The organism is Erwinia sp. MYb416 (assembly GCF_037479575.1).
GTDB classification, from domain to species: domain Bacteria; phylum Pseudomonadota; class Gammaproteobacteria; order Enterobacterales; family Enterobacteriaceae; genus Erwinia; species Erwinia rhapontici.
The window spans coordinates 14,428-31,085 of record NZ_JBBGYT010000437.1; the positions used below are offsets into that span (position 1 = coordinate 14,428).

15 protein-coding genes are annotated in these 16,658 nt (G+C 52.8%); 14 read left to right on the forward strand and 1 reads right to left on the reverse strand.

All coding sequences use genetic code 11. The annotated features are described in order from the left end of the window. Nucleotides 1-103 precede the first annotated feature (103 nt). Nucleotides 104-1,972, reverse strand: coding sequence for a low affinity potassium transporter Kup (kup, locus tag WH277_RS08365; protein ID WP_133844876.1), 1,869 nt, complete (start codon nt 1,970-1,972; stop codon nt 104-106). Between the two features lie 259 nt (nt 1,973-2,231). Here kup and ravA point away from each other — a divergent pair, with 259 nt between their 5' ends. The 14 genes from ravA (at nt 2,232) to atpA (ending at nt 16,655) form a co-directional block, all read left to right on the forward strand. Then, nucleotides 2,232-3,725 (forward strand): ATPase RavA, encoded by a 1,494-nt coding sequence (ravA, locus tag WH277_RS08370; RefSeq protein WP_133844874.1) that lies wholly within the window; start codon nt 2,232-2,234, stop codon nt 3,723-3,725. Next, nucleotides 3,722-5,182, forward strand: a complete 1,461-nt coding sequence (gene viaA / locus WH277_RS08375) for an ATPase RavA stimulator ViaA (RefSeq protein WP_159338285.1) — start codon at nt 3,722-3,724, stop codon at nt 5,180-5,182. Before ravA ends, viaA begins: the two co-directional genes overlap by 4 nt. Nucleotides 5,183-5,245: 63 nt before the next feature. After that, the gene (ovoA, locus tag WH277_RS08380; protein WP_212815743.1) at nt 5,246-7,405 is read left to right on the forward strand and encodes a 5-histidylcysteine sulfoxide synthase; all 2,160 of its coding nucleotides are present in this window, start codon (nt 5,246-5,248) and stop codon (nt 7,403-7,405) included. A gap of 125 nt (nt 7,406-7,530) precedes the next feature. Next, on the forward strand, nt 7,531-7,992 hold the full coding sequence (gene asnC / locus WH277_RS08385) for a transcriptional regulator AsnC (RefSeq protein WP_133844867.1): 462 nt from the start codon (nt 7,531-7,533) through the stop codon (nt 7,990-7,992). Nucleotides 7,993-8,019: 27 nt separating this feature from the next. Continuing rightward, nucleotides 8,020-8,271 carry a hypothetical protein gene (locus tag WH277_RS08390; protein WP_339505244.1) on the forward strand — a complete coding sequence of 84 codons (252 nt, stop codon included), beginning with the start codon at nt 8,020-8,022 and terminating at the stop codon, nt 8,269-8,271. After that, a complete protein-coding gene (gene mioC, locus WH277_RS08395) occupies nt 8,253-8,693 on the forward strand; it encodes an FMN-binding protein MioC (protein WP_133844863.1) in 441 nt (146 codons plus the stop codon). The genes WH277_RS08390 and mioC overlap by 19 nt, the downstream gene beginning before the upstream one ends. A 466-nt stretch (nt 8,694-9,159) precedes the next feature. Further along, a complete protein-coding gene (gene mnmG, locus WH277_RS08400) occupies nt 9,160-11,049 on the forward strand; it encodes a tRNA uridine-5-carboxymethylaminomethyl(34) synthesis enzyme MnmG (protein WP_171149543.1) in 1,890 nt (629 codons plus the stop codon). Next, a complete protein-coding gene (rsmG, locus tag WH277_RS08405) occupies nt 11,046-11,666 on the forward strand; it encodes a 16S rRNA (guanine(527)-N(7))-methyltransferase RsmG (RefSeq protein ID WP_159338281.1) in 621 nt (206 codons plus the stop codon). Before mnmG ends, rsmG begins: the two co-directional genes overlap by 4 nt. A gap of 825 nt (nt 11,667-12,491) precedes the next feature. Continuing rightward, on the forward strand, nt 12,492-12,872 hold the full coding sequence (atpI, locus tag WH277_RS08410) for a F0F1 ATP synthase subunit I (protein ID WP_133844857.1): 381 nt from the start codon (nt 12,492-12,494) through the stop codon (nt 12,870-12,872). 8 nt (nt 12,873-12,880) lie between these two features. Continuing rightward, nucleotides 12,881-13,693, forward strand: coding sequence for a F0F1 ATP synthase subunit A (gene atpB, locus WH277_RS08415; RefSeq protein WP_133844856.1), 813 nt, complete (start codon nt 12,881-12,883; stop codon nt 13,691-13,693). Between the two features lie 50 nt (nt 13,694-13,743). Beyond that, nucleotides 13,744-13,983, forward strand: coding sequence for a F0F1 ATP synthase subunit C (gene atpE / locus WH277_RS08420; RefSeq protein ID WP_003849523.1), 240 nt, complete (start codon nt 13,744-13,746; stop codon nt 13,981-13,983). Nucleotides 13,984-14,083: 100 nt separating this feature from the next. Beyond that, nucleotides 14,084-14,554, forward strand: coding sequence for a F0F1 ATP synthase subunit B (gene atpF / locus WH277_RS08425; RefSeq protein ID WP_062744106.1), 471 nt, complete (start codon nt 14,084-14,086; stop codon nt 14,552-14,554). A gap of 11 nt (nt 14,555-14,565) precedes the next feature. Continuing rightward, the gene (gene atpH, locus WH277_RS08430) at nt 14,566-15,099 is read left to right on the forward strand and encodes a F0F1 ATP synthase subunit delta (RefSeq protein WP_133844854.1); all 534 of its coding nucleotides are present in this window, start codon (nt 14,566-14,568) and stop codon (nt 15,097-15,099) included. A 14-nt stretch (nt 15,100-15,113) separates the two neighbouring features. Further along, entirely contained in the window at nt 15,114-16,655 is a 1,542-nt protein-coding gene (gene atpA / locus WH277_RS08435; RefSeq protein WP_133844851.1) for a F0F1 ATP synthase subunit alpha, read from the forward strand. The last annotated feature ends 3 nt before the right edge of the window (nt 16,656-16,658 follow it).

Consider the following 16,658-nt stretch of genomic DNA (forward strand, 5'->3'; position numbering starts at 1 on the left):
GAGGCGTGCCTCGCCCCTACGATGGATCTGCTTAGGAGAGGGTGTGCCTCGCCCCAGCGACAGACAGGTTTGTAGGGGACGGGCATGCCCGTCCCGAACCGTGCTAAATCTCGACCTGAGTACCCAGCTCAATCACCCGGTTAGGCGGAATTTTAAACTGATCGGGTGCCCGCAGCGCATTACGTTGCAGCGCAAGGAACAGCTTGCCGCGCAGGCGCAGGTACCACGGACGCTTACCGATAATCAGCGACTCATGTGACATAAAGAACGAGGTCTCCATCATCCGGCAGCTCAACCCTTCCAGACCGCAGCGGTGGAAAATCTCCTCCACGTTTGGCGTTTCACGCCAGCCGTAACTGGCCACCACACGCCAGAAGGTCGGCGACAGTTGCTCGATGGTCACACGCTTCACGTTATGGACATAAGGCGCATCTTCGGTACGCAGCGTAAGCAGCACCACGCGCTCATGCAGCACCTTGTTGTGTTTCAGGTTATGCAGCATGGCGAACGGGATCACGTTCAGGGCGCGGGACATATACACCGCGGTGCCCGGCACGCGCACCGGTGGCGATTTCTCCAGCGAGGCGATCATTGCCTCCAGAGAATTACCGTGTTCGTGCATCCGACGCAGCAGACGGAAACGTTCGCTCTTCCAGGTGGTCATCACCACAAACATCACCAGCGCCAGCGAAAGTGGTAACCAGCCTCCGGCAAACACTTTCACCAGGTTTGCGGAGAACAGTGACACGTCAATGCACAACATGCCCACCAGCAGCGTCATCACCAGATAACGATTCCAGTGCCAGTTTTTAATCGCCACCACGCTGCACAGGATTGCAGTGAGAACCATCGTTCCGGTTACGGCAATACCGTAAGCCGCAGCCAGGTTGCTCGAATGCTCAAAGCCCACAATCACAATCACTACCGAGACAAACAGCAGCCAGTTGATTACCGGAATGTAAATCTGGCCCGACTCCTCTTCCGAGGTGTAAACAATACGCATCGGCGGCAGATAGCCGAGACGTACCGCCTGACGCGTCAGGGAGAAGACACCGGAAATCACCGCCTGAGAGGCGATCACTGTCGCCAGCGTGGCCAGAATCAGCATCGGGATCAACGCCCAATCGGGGGCTAACAGGAAGAAGGGGTTTTTAATCGCTTCCGGATTTTTCAGCAGCAACGCGCCCTGGCCGAAATAGTTCAGCACCAGCGACGGCAGCACCACAATAAACCACGCAAGACGGATCGGATACTTACCAAAATGGCCCATATCGGCGTACAGCGCCTCAACGCCCGTGATGGCCAACACAACGGCCCCAAGCGCAAAGAAGGACACCATTTTGTATTCAACAAAGAAATGAATCGCCCAGTAAGGATTCATGGCGTGCAGCACTTCGGGGTTACTGATGATGCCGCGCGCACCCAGTACCGCCAGCACCAGAAACCACAACAGCATCACAGGTGCGAACAGCTTACCGACCAGGCCGGTACCGTGTTTCTGGATCATGAAGAGCAATGTCAGCACGCCAATCGCCAGCGGCACGATATAGCGGTCAAGGGAGGGCGCGGCGATCTCCAGGCCTTCAATGGCCGAAAGCACCGATACCGCCGGGGTGATCACCACCTCGCCGTAGAAGAAACTGCCACCAATCAGGCCCATGATCACCAGCACGGCGGTTGACCGCGCACCGGTATTGCGTCCCGCCAGTGACATCAGTGTCAATATCCCGCCTTCCCCGGCATTATCGGCACGCATCACGTAACTGATATATTTCAGTGAAACGGTGAGTAATAACAGCCAAAAAATCAGCGACAGGAAGCCGAAAACGGCATCGCGCTCAACACCAAAACCAAACTGCCCGGAAAGACACTCACGCAGTGTATACAGCGGGCTGGTGCCGATATCACCATACACCACACCTATCGCTGCCAGGGTAACGGCACCAAGGGATTGCTTCTTCTCAGAACTCATAGACTTGTCTTTTGTTGCGGTGGACTGACGCGGGATTGCGTACGGCTCAACTGCCCGTCAAAACGCGCACAGTATGCATGATTAAACATGAATGCCTATCCTTAATTGCCTGTTAAATGACAACTTCAATGGTCAGTGTCACCCTTTGATAATAAAAAAGCTGACTGCAATCAACTCTTTCAAGCATCATAGCCAGTAGTGTTTGCGCTCGCCAGACAGCAATCTGGCCTGACCGTAGAAAAAGGATGAATGTTTGATTATGGCCCACTCTCAATTATTGGCGGAACGCATCGCCCGCCTCAGCAATGCATTAGAGAAAGGACTTTACGAACGCCATCATGCGATTCGCCTTTGCCTGCTCGCCGCCCTGTGCGGTGAGAGTGTCTTTTTACTCGGCCCACCGGGCATTGCCAAAAGCCTGATTGCCCGCCGGCTCAAGTATGCTTTCCAGCATGCCCGCGCGTTTGAATACCTGATGACGCGCTTCTCCACGCCGGAAGAAGTCTTTGGCCCCCTTTCTATTCAGGCACTAAAAGACGAAGGGCGCTACCAGCGCCTGACTAAAGGCTACCTTCCTGACGCAGAAATCGTGTTTCTTGACGAGATCTGGAAAGCCGGGCCCGCCATCCTGAATACGTTGCTGACCGCGATTAATGAACGCCGTTTTCGTAACGGTGACAGCGAAGATAAAATCCCGATGCGCCTGCTGGTCACTGCCTCTAACGAACTGCCGGAAGCGGATAGTGGGCTTGAAGCACTGTACGACCGTATGCTGATCCGCCTGTGGCTGGATAACGTGCATGAAAAGCAGAACTTCCGCAGTCTGTTGACCCACCAGCAGGATGAGAATCAGAATCCGGTATCCGATTCACTCTGCATCAGCGATGAAGAGTATCTGGAGTGGCAACAAGGTATCAGTAAAGTCAGCCTGCCCGACGATGTTTTCGAGCTTATTTTCCAACTGCGTCAACTGTTAGAAAATCAACCAGAAGCGCCGTATATCTCCGATCGCCGATGGAAAAAAGCCATTCACTTGTTGCAGGCCAGTGCCTTTTACAGTGGCCGTAGCGTGATCGCGCCTATTGATTTGATCCTGCTGAAAGACTGCCTGTGGCACGATGTGGGATCGATGAAACTGCTGGATCGTGAACTGGATAATCTGATCACCCAGCAGGCGTGGCAGCAGCAACCGATGCTGTTCAAATTGCAGCAAATTAATGCCCGCCGTCTGGCGCTCCAGCAGCAACAAAGTGTGGAACAGGCCATCCGCCTGGAGAAACATGGCGGCATGTTCAGCCGCAAACCTCACTTTGATCTGCCGGCAACGCTGTCAGCCGATGCGCTGACGCTGATGCTGCAAAAACCGCTCACGCTGCATGATATGCAGGTCACGCATATCACCCTGACCCGCGAAGCTCTGCATCACTGGCTGCAAAAAGGTGGCGAAATGCGTGGCAAGCTCAATGGTATTGGCTTTGCCCAGACGCTGGATTTGCACGTAGACGGCCATGACTGCCTGACATTGCGCGACGTCAGCCTGCAAGCCTCACGCCTGATGCTGCCGGGTAAACCGCAGCAAGGGCTGCCGGAAGAGATTTCGCTGGCGCTGGATGAGCTTGATACCCAGCTTCGGGCACAGCGCACGCTGTTCAGCCAGCATCATCGCTGCCTGTTTATCAGCGATGACTGGCTGGCACGTGTTGAAGATAGCCTGCAACAGGTGGCGGAACAGCTGAAGCAGGCGCGGCAGTGATCTCACTTGATACATTGAGTATGTTTCTGGCAGTCAGTGAAAATGAGCTGATTGAAGAACTGGTGATCACGTTGCTGGCCTCACCGCAGCTGGCCGCCTTTTTTGAAAAGTTTCCCCGGCTGAAAAATGCCCTGACGCGCGATCTTCCACGCTGGAAGTCAGAGATCCTGCAACAGTTAAAATCGACCCCGGTTCCGGACGATTTGGCTGCAGAGTTCAGCCGCTTCCAGCAGTGCCAGACTCTCAGCCAGCATGACTTTAGCAGTCAGCTGCCCGAATTACTGACATGGCTTGCGCAGAATCACTCACCCTTTGCTGAAAAAGCGCAAGCGCTGGTCAGCCATCACGATACCTTGCAGCTCAGCGGCGCTCAGCAGACGCTGTTTTTACAGCGCTGGCGACTGAGCCTGACGCTGCAAACCCTGACCCTTAACCAACAGTTACTCGATCAGGAGCGTGAAAAACTGCTGGCTGACCTGCAACAGCGGCTGGCCATGAGTGGTCAGCTGGCTCCCGTGCTGGCCACCGACGACGAAGCCGCTGCCGGGCGCTTATGGGATTTGACCCGCAGTTCACTGCAACGCGACGACTACCAGCTCATGGTGCAATACGGCGATTTCCTGGCCAGCCAGCCGGAGCTGCTGAAACTGGCGGAACAGCTGGGCCGCAGCCGTGAAGCCAAAGCGGTACTCTCGGACGATGCTCCGCCGGAAGCCTTCCACCAGTTGGTGCGCGAACCAGAAAGCGTGCCGGAAGAAGTCAGCGGTCTGCACCAGAGTGACGATATTCTGCGCCTGCTGCCACCAGAGCTGGCCACGCTGGGCATCAGCGAACTGGAGCTGGAGTTTTACCGTCGGATGGTGGAAAAACGCTTGCTCACCTACCGTCTCCAGGGAGAGAGCTGGCATGACAAAGTCACGCTGCGCCCGGTGACTCACCACCATCATGATGAGCAGCCGCGCGGCCCGTTTATCATCTGCGTGGATACATCCGGTTCAATGGGTGGCTTTAATGAACGCTGTGCCAAGGCGTTCTGCCTGGCGCTGCTGAAGGTGGCACTGGCAGATAACCGCCGCTGCTACATTATGCTGTTTGCCCATGAAGTGGTGGGCTATGAACTGACCGCTGAAGATGGCATCAGCCAGGCGATCCGTTTTCTCAGCCAGCGTTTTCGTGGCGGCACCGACCTTGCTGCCTGCCTCGATGCCGTCTTACTCAAGCTCTCCGGCCCACAGTGGCAAGATGCTGACGCCGTTATTCTCTCTGACTTTATCGCTCAACGTCTTCCTGATGTACTGGTCAAACGCGTACGCGACCACCAGAACCAACAGCAACAGCGTTTTCATGCCGTTGCCATGTCCGATCATGGAAAACCCGGCATTATGCGCATCTTTGACCACATCTGGCGTTTCGACACCGGGCTAAAAAGCCGCCTGCTCCGTCGCTGGAAACGCTGAACCCCGCCTTTGACCTAATCTGACAAAGCTTATTTGCTATAGTGATGTATACGCTTTAGCCACATGGCAAGATGGGAGCATCACGTGACTTCGCAACAACACCAGACAGGATTACCTGCCCCAACCCGCACGCTGCAGTTAACCGGCAATGACCCGGAACAAAAACGTCAGCAATTGCTCAATTACTTCCGCCAGACATGGGAGCTGTATGAAAGCCTGTTTGACTGCCTGGCGGATGAACGGGCGTGGACAACCAAAGCGATATCGCTACGGCATCCGCTGATCTTCTACTACGGTCACACCGCCACGTTCTATATCAATAAGCTGATGGCAGCTCGCCTGCTCGACAACCGTACCGACGATAGCATTGAAGCGATGATGGCCATCGGCGTCGATGAGATGAGCTGGGATGACCTCGACACCAGTCACTATGCCTGGCCATCGGTCGCTGAACTGCGCGATTATCGCGGTAAAGTGCGCGCCCGCGTTGAACAGCTGATCCGTGAGATGCCGCTAACGCTGCCGATCACCTGGGATAGCCCGGCCTGGGTTATCCTGATGGGCATCGAACATGAGCGTATCCATCTGGAAACCTCCAGCGTGCTGATTCGACAGTTGCCGCTGGCATGGGTCAAACCGCAGCCACACTGGCCGGTGTGTCCGGATGCGCGCCATGAGCGTCAGACGGTGCCGCATAACAGCCTGATCAGTGTTGCCGCAGGACGTGTCACTCAGGGAAAAACCGATGACACCTACGGCTGGGATAACGAGTATGGCAGCCGCATCACCGACGTGAAGGCTTTCGAGGCCAGTAAAATGCTGGTCAGTAACGCAGAGTTCTTCGACTTCGTGACGGCGGGTGGCTATCAGACACCACGCTGGTGGGATGACGAAGGCTGGGGCTGGCGTGAATTCGCGAAAGCCAGCCAACCCACTTTCTGGACTGGTCATGCAGACCAGCCGGAAACGCTGAAGCTCCGCCTGATGGCGGAAGAAGTCCCGATGCCCTGGGACTGGCCAGCCGAAGTCAATCAGCTTGAAGCTGCGGCATTCTGCCGCTGGAAAGCCGAAGTGACAGGCCAGTCTGTTCAGCTTCCCGCCGAAAGCGAATGGATGCTGCTGCGTGAGAAGGTGGCCGGCGATCAGCCTGACTGGGATAACGCACCGGGTAATATCAATCTCTCCCACTGGGCCTCATCCTGCCCGGTCGATCGTTTTGCTCAGGGTGAGTTTTTCGATCTGATCGGTAACGTCTGGCAATGGACGACCACACCCATTTCAGGTTTTGAAGGTTTCCGCGTCCATCCTTTATATGATGACTTCTCCACGCCGACGTTTGATGGTAAGCATTCGCTGATCAAAGGCGGCAGCTGGATCTCTACGGGGAATGAAGCGCTAAAGTCGGCACGCTACGCTTTTCGCCGCCACTTCTTCCAGCACGCGGGTTTCCGCTATGTGGTCTCCGATCATCAGGAAAGCCGGGCCAGTAACCCCTATGAAACCGACAGCATGGTGTCACAGTACCTCGACTTCCAGTACGGGCCGGAATACTTCGGCGTGGCCAACTACGCGAAAGTGCTGGTTGAGATAGCCTGCGGTGTCACAAACCAGCGTCAGCGGGCACTGGATATTGGCTGTGCCACAGGACGTGCGAGTTTTGAACTGGCACGTCATTTCGGCCAGGTGGTGGGAATGGACTATTCCGCACGCTTTATCGACGTGGCATTACAGCTCACCAGCGGCGAAGAGTTCCGCTACGTCACCCAGGAAGAGGGCGAGCTGGTGGAATACCGACAGGTACAGTTGAAGGATATTGACCTCGGTACTGAACAGGCCAGCCGTATTCAGTTTGTACAGGGCGATGCCTGTAACCTGAAACCGCAGGCTGAACCCTTCGATCTGGTGCTGGCTTCGAACCTGATTGATCGTCTGCGCCAGCCACGTCGCTTCCTGCAGGACATCACCCGCATGATCCGCCCCGGCGGTGTGCTGATGCTCTCTTCTCCTTATACGTGGCTGGAAGACTTCACGCCGAAGGAAAACTGGCTGGGAGGCATTCGTGAAAACGGTGAGGCGCTATCGACTTACCAGGCGTTGCAGCGCCTGCTGGCACCCGATTTTGAGGAGATCGAACCCGCACAGGATGTGCCGTTTGTCATCCGCGAAACGGCGCGTAAGTACCAGCACACCGTCGCTCAGGTGACACTGTGGCGTAAACGTTAATCTTTTGTTCTCCGGCGGGCACCCTTCGGTGCCCGCTGTCATATCGGCACTCTGATTGCCATTCTGTTCACGATCCCGCACATTAATACTCTGTTCATTGAATAACATTCAATCTCGGAGTCACTATGCCGGAAAATATGCAGCCAGATAATCTCGACCGCGGCATTCTCAATGCACTAATGGAGAATGCCCGTACCGCCTATGCCGAACTGGCCAAGCAGTTCAACGTCAGCCCCGGCACTATCCACGTGCGCGTGGAGAAGATGAAGCAGGCGGGGATCATTAAAGGAACGCGCGTTGAGATAGATCCGAAGCAGCTTGGTTATGATGTCTGCTGCTTTATCGGCATCATTCTGAAAAGTGCCAAAGACTATCCGTCAGCAGTGGCGCGACTGGAAGCACTGGATGAAGTGGTCGAAGCGTATTACACCACCGGGCACTACAGCATCTTTATTAAGGTCATGTGCCGCTCGATCGATGCCCTGCAACAGGTATTGATCAACAAGATCCAGACCATCGATGAAATCCAGTCCACCGAAACCCTGATCTCCCTGCAAAACCCGATTATGCGCACCATTATCCCGTGATCGGTGCATAAGGTTATCCACACCAGAATGTTTTCTCAGATCCCCTCCTCGTCATGCACCGTCGACGGTGTCGTCAGTTTCGATCCGGCCAGCGCACAGCACCCGCAGCGTACTGAAGTACATGAGGAGCGCGAGCACTGCCCGGATTGGAACTGGCCAACAAGCCAGGTGCCTGGCAGTAATACCCTTAATTATCCACAGGTAGATCCCATGGTGATCACAGAGTACAATGCCCGCCATTATCATTCAGGGATCTCATCATGGCCGACATTACCTTAATCAGTGGCAGCACCTTAGGCAGCGCAGAATATGTGGCCGATCATCTTGCTGAGAAGCTTGAAGAAGCAGGACATACAACAGAAACACTGCATGGGCCGGAGCTGGAAGAGCTGAAAATGGAAGGGATATGGATTGTGGTGAGTTCTACCCACGGTGCCGGTGAACTGCCCGATAACATTCAGCCACTGTTTGAAGCCATAAAGGAACAGCAACCGGATCTGAGTAACCTGCGTTACGGGGCTGTAGGCATTGGTAATCGTGAATATGATCTGTTTTGCGGTGCCATTATCCAGTTTGACGAGCTGCTGACATCACTGGGAGCACAGCGTATTGGCGATCGACTAGATATAGATGTGCTGCAACATGAGATTCCCGAAGATCCTGCCGGTGTCTGGGTAGAAAGCTGGAAAGAACTGATCTAACTCTTGCCCGGATCGGCCGGAGATCCTCTGCCCGATCCGCAAAACTGGCCTTTTTCGATCCTGAGTTTTGTAAATATTGCCCTTTTTTGCCTGGTTTTAACGCATTCAACTGTGGATAACTAGGCTCAATACAGTCTGATAACCGGTGTTTATCCCAAGGACAACATGAGTACCTGGCTGAGCCTGTGGATAACATGCCATTTAGATCCCAGCTTATACGGTGTGGGATCACCGATCATTAACAGCTAATGATCCTGTCTAATCACTTGATCCTTATCAGCAAAAAAGGCTTATCCACAGAGATCGTCGATCCTAATAGAAGATCTAATAAAGAGATCTCTAAATAAAAAAGATCTTCTTTTTAATACACGAAGATCCCGGTGCTTTCGCCATCGTCTAAAGTTGAGTAGAATCCACGCCCTCAGCAACACTCCCTTAATTCGCACAAACCGCGAGGTGCAGTACCATGTTTTATCCAGATCCTTTTGACGTCATCGTAATCGGTGGTGGTCATGCGGGAACGGAAGCAGCGATGGCTGCTGCCCGTATGGGTCAACAAACCCTGTTATTGACCCATAACATCGACACACTGGGGCAGATGTCCTGCAACCCAGCGATCGGCGGTATCGGAAAAGGACATCTGGTAAAAGAAGTGGACGCACTGGGCGGGCTGATGGCTCATGCCATTGACCAGGCAGGTATCCAGTTTAGGATACTAAACGCCAGCAAAGGTCCGGCAGTGAGAGCAACCCGTGCTCAGGCCGATCGTGTACTGTATCGTCAGGCGGTACGTACAGCACTGGAGAATCAGCCCAACCTGATGATCTTCCAGCAGGCGGTTGAAGATCTGATTGTCGAAAACGATCGTGTCGTGGGTGCCGTCACCCAGATGGGTCTGAAGTTCCGTGCCAAGGCCGTTGTGCTGACGGTAGGAACGTTCCTTGATGGTAAAATTCACATCGGAATGGACAACTACAGCGGTGGCCGTGCTGGTGATCCGCCTTCCATCTCGTTATCACAGCGTCTGCGTGAACTTCCTCTGCGTGTAGGTCGTCTGAAAACCGGAACCCCTCCGCGTATTGATGCCCGAACCATTGATTTCAGCGTTCTGGCTCCGCAGCATGGTGATACGCCGATGCCAGTGTTCTCGTTTATGGGTAATGTCAGCCAGCATCCACAACAGGTGCCGTGCTACATCACCTACACCAACGAAAAAACCCACGATGTGATCCGCAATAATCTCGATCGCAGCCCAATGTATGCCGGGGTGATCGAAGGGATCGGTCCACGCTATTGCCCATCGATCGAAGACAAAGTGATGCGCTTTGCCGATCGCAATGCACACCAGATCTTCCTGGAGCCGGAAGGGCTGACCAGCAACGAAATTTATCCAAATGGCATTTCTACCAGTCTGCCGTTTGACGTTCAGATGCAGATCGTACGTTCTATGCAGGGAATGGAGAATGCCAAAATCGTTCGTCCTGGCTATGCCATTGAGTACGATTTCTTCGATCCACGCGATCTGAAACCGACGCTGGAAAGCAAATATATTGAGGGTCTGTTCTTTGCAGGACAGATCAACGGCACCACAGGTTATGAAGAAGCCGCTGCACAGGGGTTACTGGCGGGTCTGAACGCCGGGCGTCTGTCTGCTGACAAAGACACCTGGGCACCGCGTCGCGATCAGGCCTACCTTGGCGTACTGGTTGACGATCTCTGCACACTCGGCACAAAAGAGCCGTACCGCATGTTTACCTCACGTGCTGAATATCGTCTGATGCTGCGTGAAGATAACGCCGATCTGCGACTGACGGCTGCGGGTCGTGAACTGGGTCTGGTGGACGATGCCCGTTGGGCTCGTTTCAACGAGAAACTGGAAAGCATTGAACTGGAACGCCAGCGTCTGCGAGATATCTGGGTACATCCGAAATCAGAGTGCGTTACTGAGGTGAATACACTCCTGAGCGCAGGCCTGACGAAAGAAGCGAGTGGTGAAGATCTGCTGCGCCGCCCGGAAATGACTTACCAGAACCTGATGACATTGAGCACCTTTGGCCCGGCATTAACCGATCCTCAGGCGGCTGAACAGGTTGAGATCCAGGTCAAATACGAAGGCTATATTGTCCGTCAGCAGGAAGAGATCGATCGTCAGTTACGCAATGAGAACACCTTGTTACCTGTTGATCTGGATTATCGTCAGGTCAGCGGCCTCTCTAACGAAGTGATCGCGAAACTTAACGATCATAAGCCAGGGTCAATTGGCCAGGCGTCACGTATTTCTGGGATTACACCTGCAGCCATCTCAATTTTACTTATTTATCTTAAAAAACAGGGGCTTTTACGTAAAAGCGCATGATTAATAAATTATCCGTATTGCTAAAAAGCGCCGGTATTTCCCTGTCCGATCAGCAGAAACAACAGCTGGTCGGTTATGTGGAAATGCTGCATAAATGGAATAAAGCCTACAATCTGACGTCAGTACGTGACCCTGAGCAGATGCTGGTACGCCATATACTTGACAGTATTGTGGTGGAGCCTCATCTGTCAGGCGATCGGTTTATTGATGTGGGTACCGGGCCTGGATTACCTGGCATTCCACTGGCGATTGTCAGGCCGCAGTCTCATTTCACGCTGCTGGACAGCCTGGGCAAGCGCGTACGCTTTCTTAAACAGGTACAGCATGAGCTGAAGCTGGAAAATATTTCACCGGTACAAAGCCGTGTAGAAGACTTTCCTGCCGAGCCGCCGTTTGATGGCGTGATCAGCAGAGCTTTTGCCTCGCTGACGGATATGGTCACCTGGTGCCATCATCTGCCGGGTCCACAGGGTCGTTTTTACGCGTTAAAAGGTGTGCTGCCTCAAGATGAAATCGCGGCATTACCTGTCGGTTTGACGGTGGAAAACGTTCTCCCACTGAGCGTTCCTCAGCTCGAAGGTGAGCGCCATTTGGTGATTATTGCCCCTTCTGCCTGATTTTGACGTTGTGCGAACCTGGCCTGTCAGCCTGTTTTTTTAGCGTTGATGGGTTTTTTTTTCGCAATTATTGGCCTTTTTAACCAGAAAAAACGGTATTTCAGTGATAGTTAACCCCTGAAATTATATGACTTTTTGGTATATCAATAGCACATTTAAAATGTGGGTATTCAGAATATGCTCATCCCATGATTTTTTTTGCGAAAATTTGCCTGGACGGAGCTGTTACCATCGGGTTAAATCACTCAGCGGAAATTATCTGAAAACCTCTGTTACATTTAACGTTATTTTCACATTTAGTTATCACTTGAGTCATATTTTCGTGGTGCGACAGGGATAAAATAGTCACGCAGGAAAATATATCGCGCTAATAAATTAGCGTGAGTGATGACCGGGTCGATGTTAAATATTTGCTACAGATGTCAATAAAAGCTTTTAATCGAGATAACAGTGTGTTTTTACAAAAATTATAATTATCTATCTGATTTTAATCATTTTATTGGTGTTATGTTATTCAAGTTCATTCAAAAGGCAGTTTGATTCTCCGCCATTACATTACTAATTTGTGATCTTCCGCACGCTTTGTAAGCATGGATTCGCGGGCATTGCAGAAAAAAGTCGATAAGCAGCCGTTGTCATTGGTTTTGGAAAATAGGCTGCTGGAAAGAAATTTAAATAATTGTTCACCTTTTCTCTACTTATCGATTGAAATCACAGGTGCGCACCGTATAATTTGCACGGTTTTTGCTGCTTGACTCAAAAGAGCAAAGGCAGTTTTATACGACACGCGACATACCCCTTTCGGGGCAGGAGAGTTTCAGCGACATGTCAGTGTCCCTTTACAGAGTTAAATTTGCCCGAACCATACTGCTGTGGCAGTTGGCGACCTTTGTCGTAATCGGTGCGCTGTTTTCCTTTAAAGATCTGACCTGGGGCGTGTCCGCCCTTGCCGGCGGGCTGGCAGCCTGGCTGCCAAACGTGTTGTTTATGATTTTTGCCTGGCGCCACCAGGCGGGGCATGAAGTAACGGGACGGCTTGCCTGGACTTTTGCGCTAGGTGAAGCGCTGAAAGTTTTCGTTACGATCCTCGTGATTATCGTGGCGCTGGGAGTGTTTAAGGCGGTGTTTACGCCGCTGGGACTGGCCTGGTTATCGGTGCTGATTGTGCAAATCGTCGCACCGGCTGTAATTAACAACAAAGGGTAAGAGGCATCATGGCTGCAGGAGAAATCTCTACGCCGCAAGAATACATAGGCCACCACCTGAAGAACCTTCAGTTGGACCTGCGTACCTTCGAGCTAGTGAATCCGCACGACGCACCGTCGTTCTGGGTATTAAATATCGACTCCATGTTTTTCTCTGTGGTGCTGGGACTGGTGTTCCTGGTGCTGTTTCGCAAAGTGGCGAAATCAGCGACCAGCGGCGTGCCAGGCAAATTACAGGCCGCTGTTGAGTTAGTTGTTGGTTTCGTTGACGACAATGTGCGCGACATGTACCACGGTAAAAGCAAACTAATCGCTCCGCTGGCCCTGACGGTTTTCGTCTGGGTGTTCCTGATGAACTTTATGGACCTGTTACCTATCGATTTGCTGCCGCATATCGCCGGGATGATGGGGCTACCAGCGATGCGTGTGGTGCCTTCTGCTGACGTGAACGTTACGTTGTCGATGGCCCTTGGCGTATTTATTTTGATTCTGTTCTACAGCATCAAGATGAAAGGCATTGGCGGCTTTACTAAAGAGCTGACTCTGCAACCCTTCAACCACCCTGTGTTCATTCCGATCAACCTGATTCTGGAAGGTGTGAGCCTGCTGTCCAAACCGGTATCTCTGGGTCTGCGACTGTTCGGAAACATGTATGCGGGTGAATTGATTTTTATCCTGATTGCCGGTCTGTTGCCGTGGTGGTCACAGTGGATTCTGAGTGTGCCTTGGGCCATTTTCCACATACTGATCATTTCGTTGCAGGCTTTCATTTTCATGGTCTTAACGATTGTCTATCTGTCGATGGCATCTGAAGAACATTGATTTTTTTCTCAACACTACTGCGTTTTAACTGAAACAAACTGGAGACTGTCATGGAAAACCTGAATATGGATCTGCTGTACATGGCTGCCGCTGTGATGATGGGCCTGGCGGCAATCGGTGCTGCGATCGGTATCGGCATCCTCGGAGGCAAATTCCTGGAAGGCGCCGCACGCCAACCGGATCTGATTCCTCTGCTGCGTACGCAGTTCTTTGTTGTAATGGGTCTGGTGGATGCAATCCCGATGATCGCTGTTGGTCTGGGTCTGTACGTGATGTTTGCTGTCGCGTAAAACCGTTTGTTCATCGCCGTACTCACGTATAGCGATGAACGGATTCTGCCGCTGTCATCACAGCGGCAGAAAACGTTAACTTAACAAGAGGCATTGTGCTGTGAACATTAACGCAACAATCCTCGGCCAGGCTATCGCGTTCATCCTGTTCGTAGCGTTCTGCATGAAGTACGTATGGCCGCCGCTTATGGCCGCTATCGAAAAGCGCCAGAAAGAAGTTGCTGAAGGCCTTGCTTCCGCTGAACGTGCCAAGAAAGATCTGGATCTCGCGCAGGCTAATGCGACCGATCAGTTGAAAAAAGCGAAAGAAGACGCTCAGGTAATCATCGAGCAGGCGAACAAACGCCGCGCTCAGATCCTGGACGAAGCTAAAGCTGAGGCTGAACAGGAACGTAGCAAGATCGTCACTCAGGCGCAGGCAGAAATTGATGCCGAACGCAAACGTGCACGTGAAGAGCTGCGCAAGCAGGTCGCGATGCTGGCTGTTGCCGGCGCCGAGAAAATCATTGAACGTTCCGTGGATGAAGCTGCTAACAGCGACATCGTTGATAAACTGGTCGCTGAACTGTAAGGGAGGGGCTGATGTCTGAATTTACTACCGTAGCTCGCCCCTACGCTAAAGCCGCTTTTGACTTTGCGGTTGAACATCAAAGTATCGATCGCTGGCAGCAGATGCTAGCGTTTGCCGCCGAAGTGGCTGGCAATGAACAGGTATCAGAACTTCTTTCCGGCGCTCTGGCGCCGGAAGCGTTGTCTGGCGCGTTCATCGCAATCTGTGGTGACCAACTCGACGAAGCCGGCCAAAACCTGATTAAGGTGATGGCTGAAAACAAACGTTTGCCTGCGCTTGCCGCTGTTCTGGAACAGTTCATCCAACTGCGTGCCGCACATGATGCGACCGCCGAGGTTGAAGTTATCTCTTCCACAACATTGAGCGATGAACAGCTGACCAAAATCAGCAGCGCGATGGAAAAACGTCTGTCACGCAAAGTTAAGCTGAATTGCAAAATTGATAAGTCTGTAATGGCAGGCGTAATCATCCGAGCGGGTGATATGGTCATTGACGGAAGCGTACGCGGTCGTCTTGAACGCCTCGCAGACGTCTTGCAGTCTTAAGGGGACTGGAGCATATGCAACTGAATTCCACCGAAATCAGCGAACTGATCAAGCAGCGCATTGCTCAGTTCAATGTAGTGAGCGAAGCTCACAACGAAGGTACTATTGTTTCTGTAAGTGACGGTATCATCCGCGTCAACGGCCTGGCCGATGTGATGCAGGGTGAGATGATTGCCCTGCCGGGTAACCGTTACGCAATCGCACTGAACCTGGAGCGTGACTCTGTTGGTGCAGTTGTGATGGGCCCATACGCTGACCTCGCCGAAGGCATGAAGGTGAAGTGTACTGGCCGTATCCTGGAAGTGCCGGTTGGCCGTGGTCTGTTAGGCCGCGTGGTGAACACCCTGGGTGCACCTATTGACGGTAAAGGCGCTATCGACAACGACGGTTTCTCACCGATCGAAGTGATTGCACCTGGTGTTATCGATCGTCAGTCCGTTGACCAGCCTGTACAGACCGGTTACAAATCTGTCGATGCAATGATTCCAATCGGCCGTGGCCAGCGTGAGCTGATCATCGGTGACCGTCAGACCGGTAAAACCGCGATGGCGATCGATGCGATCATCAACCAGCGCGATTCAGGCATCAAATGTGTGTACGTTGCTATCGGCCAGAAAGCCTCTACCATCGCTAACGTGGTACGCAAACTGGAAGAACACAACGCGCTGGCTAACACCATCGTTGTTGTTGCGACTGCCTCTGAGTCTGCTGCTCTGCAATACCTGGCTCCGTATGCCGGTTGCGCCATGGGCGAATACTTCCGTGACCGCGGCGAAGACGCTCTGATCGTATACGATGACCTGTCTAAACAGGCTGTTGCTTACCGTCAGGTTTCTCTGTTGCTGCGCCGTCCACCAGGTCGTGAAGCCTTCCCTGGCGACGTGTTCTACCTCCACTCCCGTCTGCTGGAGCGTGCTTCCCGTGTGAGCGCCGACTATGTTGAGCGTTTCACCAATGGTGAAGTGAAAGGTAAAACCGGCTCACTGACCGCGCTGCCAATCATCGAAACCCAGGCGGGTGACGTTTCTGCGTTCGTTCCAACCAACGTAATCTCGATTACTGATGGTCAGATCTTCCTGGAAACTAACCTGTTTAACTCCGGTATTCGTCCGGCAGTTAACCCGGGTATCTCCGTTTCTCGTGTTGGTGGTGCTGCTCAGACCAAGATCATCAAGAAACTGTCCGGTGGTATTCGTACCGCTCTGGCACAGTATCGTGAACTGGCTGCGTTCTCTCAGTTCGCATCCGATCTGGATGAAGCAACCCGCAAACAGCTGAGCCACGGTCAGAAAGTGACCGAGCTGCTGAAGCAGAAACAGTATGCGCCGATGTCCGTAGCGCAGCAGGGTCTGGTTCTGTTTGCTGCCGAGCGCGGCTTCCTGAATGACGTCGAACTGGCGAAAATCGGTAGCTTCGAAGCAGCACTGCTGGCATTTGCTGATCGCGATCACGCAGAGCTGATGGCTGATATCAACCAGTCTGGTAACTATAACGGCGAAATCGAAGAGAAGCTGAAAGGCCTCCTCGAAACGTTTAAAGCAACCCAGTCCTGGTAATGT

Coding starts and splice junctions, on each gene's coding strand:
- atpE (WP_003849523.1), top strand. CDS start 13,744: ATGGAAAACCTGAATATGGATCTGCTGTACATGGCTGCCGCTGTGATG.
- atpI (WP_133844857.1), top strand. CDS start 12,492: ATGTCAGTGTCCCTTTACAGAGTTAAATTTGCCCGAACCATACTGCTG.
- ravA (WP_133844874.1), top strand. CDS start 2,232: ATGGCCCACTCTCAATTATTGGCGGAACGCATCGCCCGCCTCAGCAAT.
- kup (WP_133844876.1), bottom strand. CDS start 1,972: ATGAGTTCTGAGAAGAAGCAATCCCTTGGTGCCGTTACCCTGGCAGCG.
- atpA (WP_133844851.1), top strand. CDS start 15,114: ATGCAACTGAATTCCACCGAAATCAGCGAACTGATCAAGCAGCGCATT.
- mnmG (WP_171149543.1), top strand. CDS start 9,160: ATGTTTTATCCAGATCCTTTTGACGTCATCGTAATCGGTGGTGGTCAT.
- mioC (WP_133844863.1), top strand. CDS start 8,253: ATGGCCGACATTACCTTAATCAGTGGCAGCACCTTAGGCAGCGCAGAA.
- ovoA (WP_212815743.1), top strand. CDS start 5,246: ATGGCAAGATGGGAGCATCACGTGACTTCGCAACAACACCAGACAGGA.
- rsmG (WP_159338281.1), top strand. CDS start 11,046: ATGATTAATAAATTATCCGTATTGCTAAAAAGCGCCGGTATTTCCCTG.
- asnC (WP_133844867.1), top strand. CDS start 7,531: ATGCCGGAAAATATGCAGCCAGATAATCTCGACCGCGGCATTCTCAAT.
- atpB (WP_133844856.1), top strand. CDS start 12,881: ATGGCTGCAGGAGAAATCTCTACGCCGCAAGAATACATAGGCCACCAC.
- atpH (WP_133844854.1), top strand. CDS start 14,566: ATGTCTGAATTTACTACCGTAGCTCGCCCCTACGCTAAAGCCGCTTTT.
- WH277_RS08390 (WP_339505244.1), top strand. CDS start 8,020: ATGTTTTCTCAGATCCCCTCCTCGTCATGCACCGTCGACGGTGTCGTC.